Source organism: bacterium, assembly GCA_019637795.1.
Classification (GTDB): Bacteria; Desulfobacterota; Binatia; order HRBIN30; family CADEER01; genus JAHBUY01.
This window is the reverse complement of sequence record JAHBUY010000002.1, coordinates 106,041-124,766: the sequence shown is the minus strand read 5'-3', so window position 1 is coordinate 124,766 and position 18,726 is coordinate 106,041. Positions and strand designations below refer to the sequence as shown.

22 protein-coding genes, 1 tRNA gene and 1 pseudogene are annotated in these 18,726 nt (G+C 72.5%); 21 read left to right on the top strand and 3 right to left on the bottom strand.

All coding sequences use genetic code 11. The features are described from left to right. Nucleotides 1–346: 346 nt before the first annotated feature. From KF840_05945 to KF840_05890, 12 genes and pseudogenes are all read left to right on the top strand, one after another. Nucleotides 347–877 carry a hypothetical protein gene (locus KF840_05945; GenBank protein ID MBX3024435.1) on the top strand — a complete coding sequence of 177 codons (531 nt, stop codon included), beginning with the start codon at nucleotides 347–349 and terminating at the stop codon, nucleotides 875–877. 89 nt (nucleotides 878–966) lie between these two features. Continuing rightward, the gene (locus KF840_05940; protein MBX3024434.1) at nucleotides 967–1,137 is read left to right on the top strand and encodes an AlpA family phage regulatory protein; all 171 of its coding nucleotides are present in this window, start codon (nucleotides 967–969) and stop codon (nucleotides 1,135–1,137) included. After that, a complete protein-coding gene (locus tag KF840_05935; GenBank protein ID MBX3024433.1) occupies nucleotides 1,134–2,915 on the top strand; it encodes an AAA family ATPase in 1,782 nt (593 codons plus the stop codon). The genes KF840_05940 and KF840_05935 overlap by 4 nt, the downstream gene beginning before the upstream one ends. A 534-nt stretch (nucleotides 2,916–3,449) precedes the next feature. Continuing rightward, nucleotides 3,450–3,806 carry a helix-turn-helix domain-containing protein gene (locus KF840_05930; protein ID MBX3024432.1) on the top strand — a complete coding sequence of 119 codons (357 nt, stop codon included), beginning with the start codon at nucleotides 3,450–3,452 and terminating at the stop codon, nucleotides 3,804–3,806. Further along, nucleotides 3,803–4,405 (top strand): hypothetical protein, encoded by a 603-nt coding sequence (locus tag KF840_05925; protein MBX3024431.1) that lies wholly within the window; start codon nucleotides 3,803–3,805, stop codon nucleotides 4,403–4,405. The genes KF840_05930 and KF840_05925 overlap by 4 nt, the downstream gene beginning before the upstream one ends. Beyond that, on the top strand, nucleotides 4,402–4,815 hold the full coding sequence (locus KF840_05920; protein MBX3024430.1) for a hypothetical protein: 414 nt from the start codon (nucleotides 4,402–4,404) through the stop codon (nucleotides 4,813–4,815). The genes KF840_05925 and KF840_05920 overlap by 4 nt, the downstream gene beginning before the upstream one ends. Beyond that, entirely contained in the window at nucleotides 4,812–5,009 is a 198-nt protein-coding gene (locus tag KF840_05915) for a hypothetical protein (protein ID MBX3024429.1), read from the top strand. Before KF840_05920 ends, KF840_05915 begins: the two co-directional genes overlap by 4 nt. Beyond that, a complete protein-coding gene (locus KF840_05910; protein MBX3024428.1) occupies nucleotides 5,002–5,235 on the top strand; it encodes a hypothetical protein in 234 nt (77 codons plus the stop codon). Before KF840_05915 ends, KF840_05910 begins: the two co-directional genes overlap by 8 nt. A gap of 277 nt (nucleotides 5,236–5,512) precedes the next feature. Continuing rightward, a complete protein-coding gene (locus KF840_05905) occupies nucleotides 5,513–5,962 on the top strand; it encodes a hypothetical protein (GenBank protein ID MBX3024427.1) in 450 nt (149 codons plus the stop codon). A gap of 108 nt (nucleotides 5,963–6,070) precedes the next feature. After that, nucleotides 6,071–7,378 carry a hypothetical protein gene (locus KF840_05900; protein ID MBX3024426.1) on the top strand — a complete coding sequence of 436 codons (1,308 nt, stop codon included), beginning with the start codon at nucleotides 6,071–6,073 and terminating at the stop codon, nucleotides 7,376–7,378. Next, nucleotides 7,378–7,665 (top strand): hypothetical protein, encoded by a 288-nt coding sequence (locus KF840_05895; GenBank protein ID MBX3024425.1) that lies wholly within the window; start codon nucleotides 7,378–7,380, stop codon nucleotides 7,663–7,665. Before KF840_05900 ends, KF840_05895 begins: the two co-directional genes overlap by 1 nt. Before the next feature lie 615 nt (nucleotides 7,666–8,280). Then, nucleotides 8,281–8,907 (top strand): annotated as a pseudogene (locus tag KF840_05890) (hypothetical protein). A gap of 48 nt (nucleotides 8,908–8,955) precedes the next feature. Here KF840_05890 and KF840_05885 read toward each other — a convergent pair. From KF840_05885 to KF840_05875, 3 genes are all read right to left on the bottom strand, one after another. Further along, nucleotides 8,956–9,153, bottom strand: a complete 198-nt coding sequence (locus tag KF840_05885; GenBank protein ID MBX3024424.1) for a hypothetical protein — start codon at nucleotides 9,151–9,153, stop codon at nucleotides 8,956–8,958. Nucleotides 9,154–9,345: 192 nt separating this feature from the next. Then, a complete protein-coding gene (locus KF840_05880) occupies nucleotides 9,346–9,813 on the bottom strand; it encodes a hypothetical protein (protein ID MBX3024423.1) in 468 nt (155 codons plus the stop codon). A gap of 26 nt (nucleotides 9,814–9,839) precedes the next feature. Beyond that, nucleotides 9,840–9,913, bottom strand: a tRNA-Gly gene (locus KF840_05875). 183 nt (nucleotides 9,914–10,096) lie between these two features. On the opposite strand from KF840_05875, the gene KF840_05870 reads away from it, so the two are divergent. The 9 genes from KF840_05870 (at nucleotide 10,097) to pdxJ (ending at nucleotide 18,703) form a co-directional block, all read left to right on the top strand. Further along, a complete protein-coding gene (locus tag KF840_05870; GenBank protein MBX3024422.1) occupies nucleotides 10,097–10,477 on the top strand; it encodes a PspC domain-containing protein in 381 nt (126 codons plus the stop codon). A gap of 32 nt (nucleotides 10,478–10,509) precedes the next feature. After that, nucleotides 10,510–11,022: a sigma-70 family RNA polymerase sigma factor gene (locus KF840_05865; protein ID MBX3024421.1), complete on the top strand. Its 513-nt coding sequence runs from the start codon at nucleotides 10,510–10,512 to the stop codon at nucleotides 11,020–11,022. Beyond that, on the top strand, nucleotides 11,019–11,396 hold the full coding sequence (locus tag KF840_05860; GenBank protein ID MBX3024420.1) for a hypothetical protein: 378 nt from the start codon (nucleotides 11,019–11,021) through the stop codon (nucleotides 11,394–11,396). Before KF840_05865 ends, KF840_05860 begins: the two co-directional genes overlap by 4 nt. A gap of 9 nt (nucleotides 11,397–11,405) precedes the next feature. Further along, entirely contained in the window at nucleotides 11,406–11,756 is a 351-nt protein-coding gene (locus KF840_05855; protein MBX3024419.1) for a PspC domain-containing protein, read from the top strand. Nucleotides 11,757–11,828: 72 nt separating this feature from the next. Beyond that, nucleotides 11,829–12,854, top strand: a complete 1,026-nt coding sequence (gene tilS, locus KF840_05850) for a tRNA lysidine(34) synthetase TilS (protein MBX3024418.1) — start codon at nucleotides 11,829–11,831, stop codon at nucleotides 12,852–12,854. A gap of 63 nt (nucleotides 12,855–12,917) precedes the next feature. After that, nucleotides 12,918–14,759 carry an ATP-dependent zinc metalloprotease FtsH gene (gene ftsH / locus KF840_05845; GenBank protein MBX3024417.1) on the top strand — a complete coding sequence of 614 codons (1,842 nt, stop codon included), beginning with the start codon at nucleotides 12,918–12,920 and terminating at the stop codon, nucleotides 14,757–14,759. A 10-nt stretch (nucleotides 14,760–14,769) separates the two neighbouring features. Beyond that, nucleotides 14,770–15,513 carry a diadenylate cyclase CdaA gene (gene cdaA, locus KF840_05840; GenBank protein ID MBX3024416.1) on the top strand — a complete coding sequence of 248 codons (744 nt, stop codon included), beginning with the start codon at nucleotides 14,770–14,772 and terminating at the stop codon, nucleotides 15,511–15,513. Nucleotides 15,514–16,251: 738 nt separating this feature from the next. After that, on the top strand, nucleotides 16,252–17,883 hold the full coding sequence (locus KF840_05835; GenBank protein MBX3024415.1) for a phosphoglucosamine mutase: 1,632 nt from the start codon (nucleotides 16,252–16,254) through the stop codon (nucleotides 17,881–17,883). Between the two features lie 91 nt (nucleotides 17,884–17,974). After that, nucleotides 17,975–18,703, top strand: a complete 729-nt coding sequence (gene pdxJ, locus KF840_05830; GenBank protein ID MBX3024414.1) for a pyridoxine 5'-phosphate synthase — start codon at nucleotides 17,975–17,977, stop codon at nucleotides 18,701–18,703. Nucleotides 18,704–18,726 lie beyond the last annotated feature (23 nt).

Here is an 18,726-nt window from a genome sequence, read left to right as displayed (position 1 = left end):
CTGGCGTCCCGGTCCAGAATCCCGAGCTTGTCCATGGGCTATGTGACGGTCTGCCATACCGAACCGACCCGCGTCGAACGGAAGTGCGGGCATTTTTCGCCGCGGCTCGTCGGCTCCGAACGGCGAGGGCGGGGCGGAATGGTGACTGCGGTGGTGACCGCCATGCCGAGTCTTGACGCGCGGGTCGAGCCGTCGCCAGTCTAGGCCGCGCACATACCGCCGCCGGCTAGGTCCGGCCGACCGAACGGCGCATCCCGAGCGCCTGCCGGCGGCGGTGTCTCACAGATCGGGGGCCACGACGGGAGTGGGTATGGCACGGCGGCGGATCGAGCTGGCGCCCCGCGAGGTGATCGAGGCGCAGGTCGGTGCGGCCCGCAAGGCCACGCGCCCGCCGCGCACTGAGCTGGCGCGGCTGCGCGCGGAGAACGCGCAGCTCCGGGCGCGCGTCGAGCAGCTCGAGCACGCGGTGGACGTGGTCATCGGCCTGGAGCGCGCGGACGCAGACGAGCGCATCGCGGCGGTCCGCGCCGCCTGGAGGCGCGAAACCGAGGCGCGACGCGCCAAGGATCGCGACCGCAAGAAGGAGCTGCCGGCAGTCCGTAGAGCGCGCGGGCCGCGATGGACCGACGCCGACGAGCAGCACATGGCGGCGGTGGTCATCCCCTATGAGGTGGAGTGCCAGACGATGGCACACCGCCGCGGCGTCGCCACGGACGCGCTGACGGGCCGCGAGCGGTACGTGGCCTGCTCAGCGGTGGCGGCGGCGACGGGACGCAGCTACGCCGCGGTCCGGAGCATCCTGCGCGCGATGGCGCAGAAGGGCGCGATGTACGTGCGCGTCCCGCCGAGCGCCGACGGTCGGAGCAGCGGGACCTAGCGCCACGGATATAGGTCCCGTGACGCTGCCGGCGTGCGCGCTACCGTGCACGCACCGTGACGCATACCGACCCCGACGCTGACCGTCTCATCTCGCGCGCCGAGCTGTGCCTGACACTCGGCATCGCGCCGCGCACCCTCGACGCGTGGCAGCGACGCGGCATCGCACCGCCGGCCGTGCACCTGACGGCGCGATGTGTGCGCTACCGGCTGGCTGACGTGCGCGCCTGGCTGGCCGCCCGGCAGGGGGCCGCCGCGTGACCGCCGCCACCGCCCGCGCCGAGGCGCCGAGCGCCATCCTCGCCGCGGCCCGCGAGTACGTGGCGCGTGGCTGGTCGGTCGTGCCGCTCGGGCGCGCGGCGAAGGCGCCGACCCTGCGCGGCTGGCAGCGCCTGCGCCTGCAGGGCGCCGACCTCGAGCGCGAGGTGGGCAGCGCCGGCGGCATCGGCATCCTTTGCGGCGCGCCGTCTGGCGGGCTCTGCGATGTCGACTTCGACGACGCGTATGCGCGGGCCGCGTGGCCGCTGCTCGGTCCCGCGACCGACATGCGCCACGGCCGCGCGTCATCGCCTGAGTCGCACGCCTGGTACGTGGTCGACGCGCCGCCGGCGCAGACGGAGCGGCTGCGCGACCCCACCGCCCGCGACGCGCAGGGCCGTGCGGTGACGCTGATCGAGCTGCGGTCGAGCGGCGGTCAGACCGTCGTGCCGCCGTCGACGCACCCGACCGGCGAGGCCATCACGTGGCACGCCGCCGGCGAGCCAGCGCACGTCGCCGTGGCCGCCCTCCAGCGTGCCGTGCGGCAGTGCGCCGCCGTCGCCATGCTCGCCCGCCGCTGGCCGGACGGTGCCCGCCACGATGTGGCCCTGGCGCTGGCCGGCACACTGCTGCGCGGCGGCATGGCGGCCCAGGATGCCGAGCAGATCATCGGCGTGCTGGCGCGCGTCGCCGGCGATCCGGAGGTGGCCGACCGAGTGCGCGCCGTGCGCGACACGGCCGCCGCCATCGCCGCGGGCGACCCCGCCACGGGCGGGCCGCGGCTCGCCGAGCTGCTCGCCGACGGCGAGGCGGTGGTGGCGCGGCTGCGCGAGTGGCTCGGGCTGCGCCAGGGCGAGGATGCCGCGACGCCGGGGCTGCGCGTCGTCACCGTCGCCGAGCTACTGACCCTCGACCTCGCGCCCCGCGAGATGGTGCTGGCGCCGGTGCTCCCGACCCAGGGACTCGCCATGCTCTATGGCCCCCGCGGCGCTGGCAAGACGTACTTCACGTTGTCGATCGCGCTGGCGATCGCCACCGGCGCCGCACTGCTGCGCTGGTCGGCGCCGCAGCCGCGCCGCGTGCTGTACGTCGACGGCGAGATGCCGGCCGTCACCATGCGCGACCGCCTGCGCCAGCTCATCCGCGGCGCGCGGATCGCGCCCGAGCCGGACATGCTGCGGATCATCACGCCGGATCTGCAGCCCGGCCCGCTACCCGACCTCGCCCGCCCCGAGGGCCAGCGCGCCATCGCGCCGCACCTCGACGGCGTCGACACGATCATCGTCGACAGCATCTCGACGCTCACCAGCGCCGCCGAGAGTGAGGCCGACGAGTGGCTCCCGCTCCAGCGCTGGGTGCTCGCACAGCGCCGGGCTGGGCGCACGGTCCTGTTGATTCACCACGCGGGCAAAGGCGGCCAGCAGCGCGGCACCAGCCGCCGAGAGGACGTGCTCGATACCGTGCTCGCGCTCCGCCGCCCGCGCGACTATCGCGCTGAGCAGGGCGCCCGGGTCGAGCTGGCGCTCGAGAAGGGCCGCGGCGTCCACGGCGACGACGCCCGCACGATCGAGGTATCGCTCGCCGACGACGGCCGCGGCGGGCTCGTCTGGGCATCGCGGTCACTCGATGACTGCCTCACCGAGCGCGTCGCCGCGATGATCCGCGACGGCATGACCCACCGCCAGATCGCCACCGAGCTGAGTGTCGGCGTCGCTACCGTCGCCCGCCATCGACGCCTCGCCCAGGCTGCCGGACACCTCCCGGGAGGTGACGATGACTGACCGATCCGCGATCCAGCGATCCGCGATCCACCCTATAGAGGGTGGATCAGCGGATCACGGAGGCTCCGCCGGATCGGATCAGCGGATCACGCGCGGATCAGCCGAGCTGCTGGCCCTTGTCGATGCTACGTTTTCTCGTGGTCCTGCGGATCACGATTGCGGATCACAGCGCGGATCAGAGCGATCCGCACCCGCGGATCACGCCGCAAGTTATCCACAGGCTGATTTCGTCGATTCTGAGGCGCGCCGGACGCCGTCGCGAGTCGCGTTCCTGGCGCCGCGCCCGCTCGCTCCCTCCGACCGCCCGCGCTGGTCTGACCTCTCCTCCGCGCTCTTCTGGCTCGCCCGCCGTGGCTGGCCCGCGCTCGAGGTGGCCGGCGAGACCATCGCGGGCGAGCCGAGCTGGCGCGCGTGGTGTGGGCGAGTGACCGTGGGTGAGTTGCTCGCGGTGCGGGATCGGGTGGCGGATGACCGGCCCGCGACCGGCGCCCCTGGGGCCGCTGATGCTTCGCGCATCGTCGGCGAGGAGGGACGATGACCCTCGAGGAGCTGCGCCGCGCCCTCGAGCAGGCCGAGCGCGACTTGCCGCGAGCCGAGCTGGCGGACGCCATCGGCGCGTGCGCGGCGACGCAGGCGCGTCTGCACGCCCGGCTGACCGCACCGCCGGCGGCGCCCAGCAGCTCGCCGGTCGGCGAGTGGGTGACCGCCGCTGAGGTGGCGCGGCGATTCAGCTTGTCAGTCTCGACGATCAACGAGCTGAGCCGTCTCGGCCGGCTGCCGCACCGGATGTTCGGTCGCTACCGGCGATTCAGCCTCGCCGAGCTGACCGCCGCGCTCGATTCCGAGTGTGCCGAGCATGGCATCGGGGATCGAGCGGAAAAAGCCGCATGACGACGCCTACTTACGCCGGCGATGATGGGCCGGTCACCGCGCAGTCACCACGTCGCGGCCGAGACGGCGGACGCTCGCGGCACCGCCGGCAGGACGTCGGCCCCCGCCGCGCCGGCGCCCCGCTCAAGAGCGGTGCCCGCTCGCTCGCCCGCCACATCGCCGCCGGGAGCCTCGACCGCCGCACCTGGATTGCCCGGGCGCTGGCCGACCTCCGACAGGACCTCGCCGCCGATGCCGGCGGGCTGGACCGCCTGACGGCGCGAGAGCGGCTGCTGATCGACCGCTGCGCCGCGGCGGCGCTGATTTGCTCGACGATTGAGGGACACGTGTTCGGCCACGCCGACCGCCTGGTCGACAACGCCGGCGAGCTGCTGCCCATCCTGCGCCGCGGGTACGTGACCCACGTCCAGTCGCTGTCTCGGATGCTGCAGGCGCTCGGCCTGCGCCCAGACCGGACCGTCGACGTGCCGGACCTCGACGCCTACCTGCGCGATCGCGCCGCGCCCGCTGCCGCGCCGGCCGAGGCTGCGCCGCCGGCCGAGGCGGCCGCGGTCGACGCCGAGGTGTCCGCCGACACCACAGGAGACGATCCCGCATGACCGACGACATCCTCGAGTGCCTGTGCCATGCCGGCCTACCGGCCCGTGCCTGCCATGCTCGCCCGCGCCTGCCGGTGCCCGTGGCGGTGACGTGCCGCGACTTCGCCCGCGCCGCCCGGCGCTACGGCTGGTCGCTCGATTTCCTGACGCGGCAGTTCCGCGGCCGGATCGACCAGCCCGGCGAGTTCTTCGCCCGCGTGCTCGATCGCCACGACCGCCACGGCGCGGTGGTGATCCCGTTCCGGTGCGTGCTCGACTGGTATGCCCGCGAGTTGGCGTACACGCGCACCAGCCGCGCCACGCGCCGCCGAAAAATGCCCGCCGTTCCTACGTCTTGTCCACAGATTTCGGCCGGGGTGGGGTCTACCCCTTGCCCGGCCGATTTCGCGCACCCGAGGGCCGACCGATGAGCCGCGCCGGCCGCCGCTGGGCATCCGACCGCGAGCGCCGGGCCGCGCAGGCGCTCGGCAGCGCGATCAGTGCCGAGGTGCGCCGCCGCCGCGAGCAGCAGCAGCGCGATCGCCAGCCGGTGGCGACGCAGCACGGCAGCCTGCGCGACCAGCTGATCGCCGCCGGGCTGCTCGAGGGAGACCTCGATGACTGACCCATCGCATCCGCGCCCTGCTAGCCCGTACGATGGCCCGCCGCTGCGCGTGTGGCGCCCGGAGTGTGGCGTGGCGCTGCCGATCGCCGGCGCCTCCTGCGGCCAGCTCGGCCCGGGCCACACGCGCGAGGTGCTGCGCGCCGCCAGTGAGCGGCAGCTGGGCCGGCTGCTGGCGGACTGGCGCTGCGCCTGCGGGCGGCACGCCTACGGCGAGGACCGCCGATGACGCACGCCGAGCGCCTCGCCTGGCCGCTCTGGGACCTCGACGCCGTGGACGCCGAGCGGTGGCACTTGCGTCGACGGCTGGCGGCCGTGGGCGACGCCTTGACCGACCACCAAGATAATCGAACTGCGTGATGTCGCGCCTCGATGCTCGGGAGGCGATGCACTGACCCTTGCCGACCCCCGGCAGGCCGGCCCGCCGGCGTCGCGTCCGACTCCTCCCGGCGCGCGTCCGGCGGTGCCCGGTTCACACCACCGACAGGAGGAGCTGGAGATTCATCATGACCGACATCATCACCACCTTGCGTGACCGGCACCGCCGCCTGATGGATGCGCTCGCCGCCGCCGCGCCCGACCAGGCGCGGCAGCTCCGCGATCGGGCACACGCCGCGGCTGCGGACTCGGCCGCTGAGCCGCTCAGGCGGGCGGCGGCGCGCCGTACGGCGCTGGCGGACCGCATCCGCTCGGCGTCCGCCGCCGATGCTGGGGACCTGACGCGCTGGCGCGTCGAGCACGACGAGTTGCTGCGCGTGGAGCGCGCGGCCCGCCAGACGCTCGACGCCATTCTCGCCGGCACCGCCGACGACGGCGTGGCCGAGGACCTGTGCGCGGACGTCGCCCGCCGCGTCGAGGCGGGCGAGCTGAGCAAGGACCAGGCGCGCGACATCCTCGCCGGTGCGGCCGGCACCGGGCGGCCGCGCCATGGGTTCATGCCGGCGCGCGGCATGTGACGGGGCCGCGTCCCGGTGGACATCATCGACTTCCGCCACGACCCGCAGCTACTTGGGCGCCTGCCGCACATGCGGCGCCCAGCGACGCAGCGCGCGTGGGATGCATGGTTGCGGGCACTCTACGGCCTGCCGCTCGACGACAACGGGCTGGCGCTCTTCCGCGCCTGCACGGGCCGCGAGCAGCCGCGGGCCGGCGGCTATCCGGCGGGTGCGGTCATCACCGGCCGCCAATCCGGCAAGACACAGACGGCCGGCGACGTCGTGATCTACACCGCCGCCACCGCGCCGGCGGACGGCAGCGCGGACGGCACCTACGCGGTGCTGGTCGCGCAGGACATGCGCGGCTCGATGCGCGCCGCCTTCCGCTACATCTGCCAGGCATTCGAGCGCGTGCCGATGCTGGCGCGCATGGTGACCGGGCGCACCGCGGACGCGCTGACGCTGGCCAACGGCGTGACGATCGGCGTCTATCCCTGCCGGCCGGCGGCGGTGCGCGGCATCCGGGCGTTAGTTGCCGTGGCCGATGAGCTGGCGTTCTACCGCGCCAGCGACGGCAACCCCGTGGACGTCGAGATGCTGCGGGCGCTGACGCCGGCGCTCGCGACCACGGGCGGGCGGTTGCTGGTGCTGTCGTCGCCGTATGGGCAGGCGGGCGCGCTCTGGGAGCTGCACCGCCGGCACTTCGGCCGCGAGGACTCGGCGACGCTCGTCTGGCAGGCGTCGGCGACGACGATGCACGACGGCTTGCCAGCCGACTACCTTGAGCGGATGCGGGACGACGACCCCGACGCCTACCGGTCGGAGGTGCTGGGCGAGTTCCGGGCGGGTCTCGCGACGCTGCTCGATCCCGAGGCGCTCGACGGCTGCGTGGCCGACTGGCGGGAGCAGCCGCCGCGAGACGGCGTAACCTACGTCTGCGGTGCCGACGTGTCGGGCGGGCAGCGCGACGCGACCGCGGCGGCGGTGGCGTACCGTGACGGTGATCGGGTCGTGGTGGCGGCGGTGCGCGCCTGGCCCGCGCCGCACAATCCCGAGACGGTCATGGGCGAGTTGGTCGACTTCGCCCGCCGCTACGGGTGCCAGCGCATCACGGCCGACCGCTACGGCGCGCAATTCCCGCAGCGCGCCGCGGAGCGGGCTGGCGCGTCGCTGATCCCGAGCGAGTTGGACCGCTCGGCGCTGTACCTCGAGTTTCTACCGCGCGTGCTCTCCGGCACCGTCACGGTGCCGCATGATCCGGTGTTGCTGCGCGAGCTGCGCGGCCTGGAGCGCAAACGCGGCTTCGGCGGCAAGGACCGTGTCGACCATCGGCCGGGCGCCCACGACGACCGGGCCAATGCAGTCGCGATGGCGACCTATCTGGCGGGCGGGCGCCGGGAGGGCTTCCGCGGCCTGGCCCGGCTGACGGGCTTCTGATGGCGCTCCCCAACGCGAAACGAAAAGGCACGCGCAACGAGCACCGCAGCCGCGTGCTGCTCGAGGCGGCGGGCTATGCGGTCACGCGGGCCGCGGGCTCGCTCGGCGCGTGGGACTTGATCGGCATCGGGTCGACCGACGTGGTTCTCGTGCAGGTCAAAACGCGCGACTGGCCGGGCGCCGTCGAGATGGAGACGCTGACCGGCTTCCGCGTGCCACCCAACTGCCGTCGCCTGCTGCACCGCTGGCGGGATCGGCAGCGGGTGCCGGACGTGCGGGAGCTGTGACGATGTTACCCGTTACGCCACACGTCACACCGTTACGCGAGCCGGACCGGCGCTGGTTCACCGTGGCGTGCTCGCGCTGCCGCTATCGCTACAGCCGGCCGGGGGCGCCGCTGGCGGGCGACCTCGACGCGGGCTGCGCGCTCTGCGGGGCGGAGCTGGGGGCGGTGACGGTGTACGCGGTCAGCGGGACTTGTACCGCGCCTCGAGCACCGCGAGACCCTCAAGCAGTGCCCGCTTGATGACGACGGAGCGGCCAACGCGCGTGATACCCTGTGCCGCGGCTTCGTGTGCCAGCGGCGCAACCAGCGCATCAGCCCGCCGGACTATCTCCGTTGGAAGGCGAATTGAGATCGCCGCGTCCGACGCAGGAACCTTGCTTCCCTTCGCCATCCCCACACCCCCGACCAATACCACTCGGGTATCACGTCGGCGGCACTCCTCCAATGGGCGCTTGCTACTCATGTGCGCGTGATGTATCACGCACGCACACGAAACACAACCGGCCAAGGGCCAACGGAGGACGCAATGGGAAAAAGAAGTGGGCGAAGCTGCTGGACCGCCGCGACGAGGTCGCGCACGACCTCGCCATGACGTGGGCACAGTTGCTCATCGCCGATGCCGAGTATCGGTGCACGCAGGACACGCTGGCGGCGGTGCTCGAGATCCACGGCTGGCGCTGCAAGCCGCCGAAGACCAGGGAGGCGGAGTGATGGCGACCGCGACCACGCGCACGATCGCCGTTCCCGCGCCGGCGCTGGCGGCGCTGCTGCAGGCGCTGGAGACGTTTGCCCGGGATGTTCTCGCGATCAACCGCGAGCAGGAGCAGGCCGCGCAGCCGACGAAGCCGCGGCGGCGGAAGGGGAGGGGCTGATGGCGGTGAAACTGCGCGAGCGCCGGCCGGGCGAGTGGTGGCTGTTTGTCGACCATCACGGCAAGCGGACGGCGAAGCGACTCGGGCGGATCGAGAAGAAGGAAGCCGAGAAGCTGCGGAAGCGAACCGAGGAGCGGCTGGCCGCGGTCGACTTGGGGATCGTGCCCAAAGATCCGGAGCCGGCCGCGACGACGCCGACGCTCGAGGAGTACGCCACGAAGGTGTTCCTGCCCCGCATCGAGAGGCGGCGGAAGGCCACGACCGCCGAGGACTACGAGATCAGCTTCCGACTCCGCATCCTGCCGGTGCTCGGCCCGCGGCGCCTGGGCGAGATCACGCGCGCCGACGTGAAGGCGTTTGCTCACGGGCTGCAGGCCGCGGAGAAGTCCGGCCGGAACATCCAGAAGACGCTGGCGACCCTATCGAGCTTGTTCTCGGAGGCGATCGAGGACGAGCACATTGCCACCAACCCGGCCCGCGGCCTGAAGAAGCTGTTCCCCGCCGAGGCAAAGAAGATCGACCCGCTGACGCGCGGCGAGACGGCGCAGCTCCTCCACACCGCGCAGACGCACGCGATCGAGCGGCACGGCAAGACGGTGTACCCGTACCGCGACCACCACCCGTTCCTCTTGCTGCTCGCCCGCACCGGCCTGCGCCTGGGCGAGGCGCTGGCGCTCAAGTGGGGCGACATCGACTTTGCCGGCGGCTTCCTGACCGTCGACCGCGCCTGGGTGAAAGGCAAGATCGTCAGCCCGAAGGGCAGCCGGGCGGGGCGGCGGGCGACCCGGCGCGTCGACATGTCCTCCCAGCTACAGGCCGTGCTGCGCGAGCTGTGGGCGGACCGCTTCGAGCGCGTGGTCGCCATCGACGCCGAGGCGCAGGCGGCGCTCGAAGCCGACCTGGCCGGTGCCCTGGATGCCTGGGTGTTCAGCCACGGCAAGGACCCCGGCGACCCCGACAACTTCCGCAAGCGGGTGTTCGAGCCGCTTTTGGTTGCGGCTGAGTTGCGGAAGGTGCGGATTCACGACATCCGCCACGGCTACGCGAGCCAGCTCCTGCAGGACGGCGTTGAGCTGCTGTACGTCTCTCAGCAGCTCGGGCACCACAAGGCGAGCTTCACCCTCGAGCGCTACGGGCACCTCATCAAGGGCGACGCGGAAGCGCGCAAGCGCCGGCTGGCGCAGCTCGATCAACTCGACGACGCCCCGCAACCATCCGCAACCTATCCGCAACCAGCCACCGGCGACACGGAATCCCAGAAAGAAGAAGCCCCGCAACTCGTTGGAATTGCGGGGCTTTCGAGAGCGGGCGACCGGGGTCGAACCGGCGACCTTATGCTTGGCAAGCATACGCTCTAGCCAACTGAGCTACGCCCGCGTGCCTGTTGGGATTAGCGAAGGTCGTGGTGCGAGTCAAAGGGGGATCGCCGCGGAGGACGCAGAAGATCGCCGGGCGACGGGACGGGCGCAGCGCCCGACGGACCGATCCTGGGTATTTTGCGCCGGCATTGAACCCGCCGTGAGGGCGGCGCGTATCATCGGGCGAGACGAGGAGGAGTCGATGCCCGAGATGAAGCGCTGTCCATTCTGTGCCGAGGAGATTCGCGGCGAGGCGACGCGCTGCCGCTATTGCCGCAGCCGGCTGACCTCGTTCGCCAGCGACCGCTGGCACCGCAGCCATCCCGAGAAGCGGCTGGGCGGCGTTGCGGCGGCGCTGGCGCGGGCCTTCGCGGTACCGGTGGTGGCGGTGCGCGTCGGTTTCGTCGTGCTGACCTTCTTCCACTTCGCCGGACCGTTGCTCTACGCGGCGCTCTGGCTGGCGATCCCGCGCCGGCCGGGCGAGGAGTCGTTGCTCGAGCGGGTGCTGCACCTCGGGCTCGACCTGGCGGCGCGGCTGAGCGGCCGCCCGGGCTCCGGGCCGCCGGCGGTGCGCGAGTCCTGATGCGGGCCGCGAGCGGGTGATATGCGCAGTCGATGCCGACCGACGAAGCGCTCGTGGCGCAGGTGGCGCGCGGCGACGAGCAGGCGCTGGCGGAGCTGCTGCGGCGCTGGCAGCGGCCGCTGGCGCACTTCCTCCACCGCCGCACCGGCGGCCGCGACGTCGAGGACCTCTACCAGGAGGTCTGGCTGCGCGTGGTTCGCGCCGCCGAACGCTTCGACGGCGAGCGGCGCTTCTCGACCTGGCTGTTCCAGATCGCCCTCAATCTCAGCCGCGACTGGCAACGGCGGCAGCCGCGCGAGTCGGGCGCAGCGAGCGGCGAGGGCGACGGCGCGGCCCCGCCGGGCGACGCCGGCATCGACGTCGCGCGCCTCCTGGCGCGCCTCCCGGACGGGCAGCGCGAAGTGGTGGCGCTCCGCTACCTGCACGATCTGAGCGAGGACGACGTGGCGTCGATACTCGGCATCCCGCGCGGCACCGTGAAGAGCCGCCTGCACCACGCGATCGCCACGCTGAACGCGCTGGTCCGCGGCGAGGATGGGGAATGAGCGACGGCGACGACCGGCTCGACCCGCGCCTGGCCGCGGCCCTGGCGGCGGCGCGGGTGTCGATCGACACGGCGGCGCTGTCGGCGCGCGCCCTGGCGGCCGCCGGCCCCGAGCTGGCGGCGCGCGCTGCCTTCTGGCCGCGCCTGCTGCGCGTGCTCGGGGTCGCGCTGATGCCCCTGCCGCTGCTGGTGGCGGCCAACGTGGCGCTGGTCGCGTGGCTGTACGCGCTGGCCGATGCCTGGCTGCCGCACGGCGTGGCGATCTACCTCGCCGCCAGCTACGCCCTCGCCGCGCTGGTCGGCGTCGGCCTCTCCTACGCGAGCATTCCCCTCCTGCTGGCGCGGCGTCCGCCGGACGACGCGCTCGCCGCCTGAGGTGCGACGATGAAGACCTGTCCCTACTGCGCCGAGCCGATCCAGGAGGCGGCGATCAAGTGCCGCTACTGCGGCAGCTCGCTGGTCGCCTCGCCGCTGTCGCGCGAGTGGTATCGGTCGCGCGACGGCAAGAAGATCGCCGGCGTCTGCGCCGGCCTGGCGCAGGAGCTGGGCATCGCCGCCACGCCGGTGCGCCTGGCGTTCGTGCTGCTGACCCTGATCGCCGGCGGCGCCGGGCTGGTGCTCTACGTCGTCCTCTGGGTGGTGATGCCTTATCGGCCGGAGCGCCTGGCGCTGGCGGCGCGCGATGTCGAGACGGTCGAGCTGCGCTCGCCGGTGAGCACCGACAGCCAGCGGTGACGATCAGGCCCGGCGCGGGGCCGGGCCGCCGTGCGGTGTCCATCGACGGCCATCTGTGTTCATCTGGGTGGCGTGCGACATGCTCTGGCGATCCTGCTCGGCACCGTGCAGCGCACGATCAGGGAACAGGCGCTGCTGACCCCCGGCGATCGGGTGCTGGTCGCGGTATCGGGCGGGTCGGACTCGATCGGCCTGCTGCTGGCGCTGCGCGAGCTGCGCCGCAAGCTCGGCATCGAGCTGGTGGCGGCGCACGTGCACCACGGCTTGCGCGGCGCCGCGGCGGACGCCGACGAGGCGGCGGCCGCCGCCGCCGCCGCGACCCTGGGCGTGCGCTTCGCGCGCTGCGACCTGGGCGGCCGGCTGACCGTCGCCATGCCGAATCTCGAGGCGCGGGCCCGGGCGCTGCGCTACGCCGCATTGCACCGCCTGGCGGCGGCGCACGAGTGCACGCGCATCGCCACCGGTCACACCGTCGACGATCAGGCGGAGACGGTGCTGATGCGCCTGCTGCGCGGCGCCGGCGTGCGCGGGCTCGGCGCCATCCGGCCGCGCCGGCGCGATGGGGTGGTGCGGCCACTGCTCGAGTGCCGCCGCGCCGACGTCCGCGCCGTGGTCGAGCAGGCCGGCCTCGCCTATCGGCACGACGCCTCGAACGACGATCCGCGCTTCCTGCGCACCCAGGTGCGGCAGCGGGTGCTGCCGCTGCTCGGCGAGCTCAACCCGGCGATCGCCGAGGCGTGCGCCAATCTCGCCGCCTCGGCGCGCGCCGAACGCGCGGTGGTGGCGCGCTGGGCCGATGCCGAGCTGGCGTCCGTCGCCGGCGACGGTGGTCTGCCGGTCGCCTGGCTCGCCGGCCAGGGCGCCGGCGCCCGCGCCGTGCTGGCGCGGCGCTGGTTGCTGCGCGCCGGCGTGCCGCGGCGCCGCCTGCAGCGGCGTCACATCCGCGCCGCGGTGGCGCTGGCACTGGCGCCGGAGGGGCGCGGCGAGATCCATCTGCCGCTCGGTTGGACGGTGCGGCGGAGGCGCGGACGCCTCGTCGCCGCGCGGCGTAAGTCATCGTCCGGACGCGGCGTTCGCGCTGCCGAGAAGCCGTTATGAGCCGTTGCCGCAGGATATGTGCCATGTTAGGCTGGCGTCGATTTTGAGCCTTCCGGGGGTCATGTGAATCAATTTTCGAGAAACGTCGCGCTCTGGCTCGTGCTGGGGCTGATGATTCTCTTGCTGTTCCAGTTGCTCACCAAGCAGCAGACCAAGCTGCAGGACGTGTCCTACAGCGACTTCGTCGCCGCCGTCGACAAGGGCGAGGTGACGGACGTCGAGATCGAAGGCCAGAACATCCGCGGCCGCTTCCACAGCAGCGAGCGCTTCAAGACCTATGCGCCGGAGGACCCGGACCTGGTCAAGATGCTGCGGGCCAAGGACGTCAAGATCATCGCCAAGCCGGAGGTCGGCGACCCGTGGTACGTGGTCGCGTTCGTCCAATGGTTCCCGGTGCTCCTCCTGATCGGCGTCTGGATCTTCTTCATGCGCCAGATGCAGGTCGGCGGCGGCAAGGCGATGTCGTTCGGCAAGAGCCGGGCGAAGATGCTGAGCGAGAACACCCAGAAGGTGACGTTCAGCGACGTCGCCGGGGTCGACGAGGCCAAGGACGAGCTGGAAGAGATCATCGCCTTCCTCAAGGACCCGAAGAAGTTCACCAAGCTGGGCGGCCGCATCCCCAAGGGCGTGCTGCTGGTCGGCTCGCCGGGCACCGGCAAGACGCTGCTGGCGCGCGCCATCGCCGGCGAGGCGGGGGTGCCGTTCTTTTCGATCAGCGGCTCCGACTTCGTCGAGATGTTCGTCGGCGTCGGCGCCTCGCGCGTCCGCGACCTGTTCGTGCAGGGGAAGAAGAACGCGCCCTGCATCATTTTCATCGACGAGATCGACGCCGTCGGCCGCCACCGCGGCGCCGGCCTGGGCGGCGGGCACGACGAGCGCGAGCAGACGCTGAACCAGCTCCTGGTGGAGATGGACGGCTTCGAGACCAACGAGGGGGTCATCCTGATCGCCGCCACCAACCGGCCCGATGTGCTCGACCCGGCGCTGCTGCGCCCGGGCCGCTTCGACCGGCGCGTGGTGGTGCCGCGGCCCGACGTGAAGGGGCGCGAGGGCATCCTGAAGGTGCACGCGCGCAAGCTGCCGCTCTCGGACGACGTCGACCTCGAGTTGCTCGCCCGCGGCACGCCGGGCTTCGCCGGCGCCGACCTCGAGAACGTGGTCAACGAGGCGGCGCTGCTGGCGGCGCGGCAGAACAAGGACCGGGTGACGATGCTCGATTTCGAGGTCGCCAAGGACAAGGTCCTGATGGGCTCGGAGCGCAAGAGCATGATCCTCAGCCTCGAGGAGCGCCGGCACACCGCGTACCACGAGGCGGGGCACGTCCTGGTCGCCAAGCTGACGCCGGGGGTCGACCCGGTGCACAAGGTGAGCATCATCCCGCGCGGCATGGCGCTGGGGGTGACGACGACGCTGCCGGCCGACGAGCGGCACAACGTCACCAAGGACTGGTGCCTGAGCCGCATCCAGATGTGCTTCGGCGGCCGCGGCGCCGAGGAGATCGTCTTCGGCCACGTCACCACCGGGGCGCACGACGACATCAAGAAGGCGACCGAGATCGCCAAGAGCATGGTCTGCGAGTACGGCATGAGCGAGCGGCTCGGCCCGGTGGCGTTCGGCAAGAAGGAGGACCAGGTCTTCCTCGGCCGCGACTTCGCCCAGGTGCAGGACTACTCGGAGAAGACCGCGCAGGAGATCGACGAGGAGGTGCGGCGCATCGTCAGCGAGGGCTACGAGCGCGCCAAGTCGCTGCTCGGCGAGCACATCGACTGGCTGCACGCCCTGGCGGAGCAGTTGCTGGAAAAGGAAGCCCTGGACAGCGCGCAGATCGACGAGATCCTGCGCGTGCAACGCGAGCAGCGCGACGCGCGCTCGCCGCTGACCGTGGCCAGCGATCAGCGAGCCTGACCCCGGGCGGGTGACTTTTCTCGACAACTTCCGCCTGCAAGATGCCGTCGACATCGGCATCGTCGCGTTCATCGTCTACAGCCTGATCGAGCTCATCCGCGGCACCCGCGCGGCGCGGATGCTGATCGGGCTCTGCATCGTCGTCCTCATCTACCTGTCGTCGCGGCTGTTCGACCTCTACACGGTCAACTGGATCCTCGATAACTTCCTCAGCTCCGTCCTGCTGGTCATCGTCATCATCTTCCAGCACGACATCCGCCGCGCCCTGGTGCAGGTCGGCAGCCGGCCGATCTTCGGCGCCGCCAGCGCGCTGCGCGGCCAGGACCTCGAGGAGATCCTGCGCGCGGTGGTGACGCTCGCCGGGCGGCGCGTCGGCGGCCTGGTGGTCCTGGAGCGCGAGACCGGCCTCAACGAGTTCATCGAGGGCGGGACGACGATCGACGCGCAGATCAGCCGGGAGCTGATCGTCAGCATCTTCACGCCGACGTCGCCGATCCACGACGGGGCGTTGATCATCCGCAAGGGGCGGATCACCGCCGCCGGCTGCTTCCTGCCGCTGACCACCAATCCGAACGTCAGCAAGACCTTCGGCACCCGCCATCGCGCGGCGATCGGCATCACCGAGGAGACCGACGCGGTGGTGATCGCGGTCTCGGAGGAGACCGGCAGCATCTCGCTGGTGCTCGACGGCCGCCTGACGCGCGACCTCGACGCCGGCTCGCTGCGCGGCACGCTGCAGAAGCTCGTGGTATGACCTGGCGCGACCGCCTGCGCGACATCACCCTGCGCGACGTCGGCGAGTCGCTGCGCTGGCTGCTGCTGCACAACGCCGGCGTCAAGCTGCTCTCGCTCGTCATCGCCGTCGGGCTCTGGTTCTTCGTCAACGCCGGCGAGCGCGACACCGAGATCGCGGTGCAGGTGCCGGTGGAGCTGCGGAACCGGCCCCCGAACGTGATGCTGGTGAGCCCGCGCGTCGACTTCATCGACCTCGTCGTGCGCGGCCCGCGGACGCTGCTCAACCGCATCGATCCGCAGCGCGCCGCGATCACCCTCGACCTGCACGGCGTGCGGCCGGGTCCGGCGGTGTTCCGCATCGTCGGCGACACCCTCGATCTGCCGCGCGGCGTCACCATCGTGCGCATGACGCCGGCGGAGGTGACGCTCGAGCTCGCCGCCGTGATGCGCAAGCGCGTGCCGGTGCACGTCGCCTTCGCCGGCAAGCCGCCGGCGAATCTGCTCGTCACCGACACGCGCGTGGCGCCCGAGTCGGTGGAGGTGGTCGGGCCGGCGGCCGAGGTGAGCGCGCTGAAGACGGCGGAGACCGATCCGCTCGATCTCGCCGACGCGCAGGCCGGCCTGCTCGAGCGCGAGCTGCCGCTCGACGTCCCGGGGGAGTTCCTGTCGTTCAGCGCCGCGCTGGTCCACGTCCAGGTGCGGCTCGAGGAGCCGGAGCGCACGCGGACGCTCAGCGGCGTGACGATCGTCGTTCGCAATGCCGACTACCAGACGGCCGTCGTGCCGCCGAAGCAGCAGATCACGGTGCGCGGACCGCAGTCGGCGACCGACGCGCTTGAGCTCGACCACGGCGCGGTTTATATCGACGCCGGCGGACGCGAGCCGGGCAGCTACCGAGTCACCCCGGCGGTGGACCTGCCGGCCGGCATCGAGCTCGTCAAACAGGATCCCGCCGTGGTGGAGCTGCGCGTCCTGCGCCAGAGACGGAGAGCCGATGGGCAATGAGAGGGCGGCGCGGCCGCGTCTGTTCGGGACCGACGGGATTCGCGGCACCGCCAACGTCGAACCGATGACGTCGGAGACCGCGGTCCGCCTCGGCCGCGCCATCGCGCATGTCGTCAAGCGCAGCCCGCGCCGCCACAAGATCATCATCGGCAAGGACACGCGCCTCTCCGGCTACATGCTCGAGAGCGCGCTCACGTCCGGGATCTGCTCGATGGGCGTCGACGTCCTGGTGTGCGGGCCGATTCCGACCCCGGGGATCGCCTTCCTCACCCGCAGCATGCGCGCCGACGCCGGGGTGATGATCTCGGCCTCGCACAACCCGTTCCAGGACAACGGCATCAAGTTCTTCGCCTCCAGCGGCTTCAAGCTCGCCGACGACGTCGAGCGCGAGATCGAGGATCTGGTGCTCGGCAGCGGGACGGACGGGCTGCGGCCGACCGCGGATCAGATCGGCAAGGCCTTCCACGTCGACGACGCGCTCGGCCGCTACAACGTCTTCCTCAAGAACACCTTTCCGCGCCAGCGCACGCTGGACGGCGTGAAGGTGGTGATCGACTGCGCCAACGGCGCCGGGTACCGGGTCGGCCCGGAGGTCTTCGCCGAGCTCGGCGCCGACGTCGTGGCGATGGCGGACGAGCCCGATGGCACCAACATCAACCGCGACTGCGGCGCCCTGCACCCGCAGGGCCTGGCGGCGCGGGTGCGGCAGGACGGCGCGGACATCGGCGTCGCCCTCGACGGCGACGCCGACCGCGTCATCCTGGTCGACGAGCAGGGCGAGGTGGTGGACGGCGACGAGGTGCTGGCGATGCTCGGGATCGAGCTGCAGCGCAGCGGCCGCCTGCCGACCGGGGCGGTGGTGGCGACGGTGATGAGCAACCTCGGCCTCGATCTGGCGCTGCGCGCCCATGGCATCGCGCTGAGCCGCGTCCAGGTCGGCGACCGCTACGTGGTCGAGGAGATGGTGCGCGGCGGCCATCTGCTGGGCGGCGAGCAGTCGGGGCACATCGTGTTCCTCGAGCACGGCACCACCGGCGACGGTCTGGTGTCGGCGCTGGCGGTGCTGGCGGTGATGGTGGAGACGGGCCGTCCGCTCAGCGCGCTGCGCCGGGTCATGCAGCGCCTGCCGCAGCGCCTGGTCAACGTGCGCGTTCGCGAGCGCCGCGAGCTGGCGGCGCTGCCCGTCGTGCAGCGGGTCATCGACCGGGTGAGCACGGATCTCGGCGAGCGCGGCCGCGTCCTCGTGCGCTATTCCGGCACCGAGCCGCTGGTCCGCGTCATGGTCGAGGGGGAGCACATCGGCCAGGTGGAGCGCTATTGCGAGGAGATCGCGGCGGCGTTGCGCGAGCAGGTGGGGGCGCGCGACGAGGAGGCGCGTCGGTGAGCCCGCGCGCCGCCACGCCAGGACCGCGGGCGCGCCGCGGCGGTCGCCGAACCGGGCCAACGGCGAGGGGGGCGCGGGCCGACGTCCTCCCATGATCCGCCTCGGCGTGAACATCGATCACGTCGCCACCGTCCGCCAGGCGCGCGGCACGCCGTATCCCGACATCGTGGAGGCGGCGCGGGCGGCGGAGCGCGGTGGCGCCGACGGCATCACCGTGCACCTGCGGGAGGATCGCCGGCACATCCAGGATCGCGACGTCGAGCGCTTGCTGGCGGCGGTGTCGACGAAGGTGAACCTGGAGATGGCGGTGACGCCCGAGATGGTCGCGATCGGCTGCCGACTGCGTCCGCCCGATGTCTGCCTGGTGCCGGAGCGGCGCCAGGAGGTGACCACCGAGGGCGGGCTCGACGCGGCGGGCAACCCGGCGGTGGTCGGCGACGCCGTGCGGCGACTGCAGGACGGTGGCACGCGCGTCAGCCTGTTCATCGACGCCGAGCCGGCGCAGGTCGAGACGGCGCACCGCCTCGGGGCCCGGGCGATCGAGATCCACACCGGCCGCTATGCCGACGCGCCGGATGCGGCGGGGCGCGCCGCAGAGCTGGCGCGGGTCCGCGCCGCCGCCGCGCTCGGCCGCTCGCTCGGCCTGGTGGTCAACGCCGGGCACGGTCTGACGGTGGAGAACGTCGGGCCGATCGCCGCCGTTCCCGGCATGCACGAGCTCAACATCGGTCACAGCGTGGTGGCGCGGGCGCTGTTCGTCGGCCTCGAGGCCGCGGTGCGGGAGCTGAAGGCGGCGATGGTCGCCGCGGCGGGCGCATGACCGGGGCGGCCGGACTTGGCGCC

What these genes read in the sequence shown, in the direction of transcription:
- KF840_05860 (MBX3024420.1), top strand. Translation starts at nt 11,019, where the DNA reads ATGAGCGACGGCGACGACCGGCTCGACCCGCGCCTGGCCGCGGCCCTG.
- KF840_05905 (MBX3024427.1), top strand. Translation starts at nt 5,513, where the DNA reads ATGACCGACATCATCACCACCTTGCGTGACCGGCACCGCCGCCTGATG.
- KF840_05925 (MBX3024431.1), top strand. Translation starts at nt 3,803, where the DNA reads ATGACGACGCCTACTTACGCCGGCGATGATGGGCCGGTCACCGCGCAG.
- KF840_05865 (MBX3024421.1), top strand. Translation starts at nt 10,510, where the DNA reads ATGCCGACCGACGAAGCGCTCGTGGCGCAGGTGGCGCGCGGCGACGAG.
- KF840_05930 (MBX3024432.1), top strand. Translation starts at nt 3,450, where the DNA reads ATGACCCTCGAGGAGCTGCGCCGCGCCCTCGAGCAGGCCGAGCGCGAC.
- KF840_05915 (MBX3024429.1), top strand. Translation starts at nt 4,812, where the DNA reads ATGAGCCGCGCCGGCCGCCGCTGGGCATCCGACCGCGAGCGCCGGGCC.
- KF840_05835 (MBX3024415.1), top strand. Translation starts at nt 16,252, where the DNA reads ATGCCGACTACCAGACGGCCGTCGTGCCGCCGAAGCAGCAGATCACGG.
- KF840_05910 (MBX3024428.1), top strand. Translation starts at nt 5,002, where the DNA reads ATGACTGACCCATCGCATCCGCGCCCTGCTAGCCCGTACGATGGCCCG.
- pdxJ (MBX3024414.1), top strand. Translation starts at nt 17,975, where the DNA reads ATGATCCGCCTCGGCGTGAACATCGATCACGTCGCCACCGTCCGCCAG.
- KF840_05870 (MBX3024422.1), top strand. Translation starts at nt 10,097, where the DNA reads ATGCCCGAGATGAAGCGCTGTCCATTCTGTGCCGAGGAGATTCGCGGC.
- KF840_05920 (MBX3024430.1), top strand. Translation starts at nt 4,402, where the DNA reads ATGACCGACGACATCCTCGAGTGCCTGTGCCATGCCGGCCTACCGGCC.
- KF840_05895 (MBX3024425.1), top strand. Translation starts at nt 7,378, where the DNA reads ATGGCGCTCCCCAACGCGAAACGAAAAGGCACGCGCAACGAGCACCGC.
- KF840_05855 (MBX3024419.1), top strand. Translation starts at nt 11,406, where the DNA reads ATGAAGACCTGTCCCTACTGCGCCGAGCCGATCCAGGAGGCGGCGATC.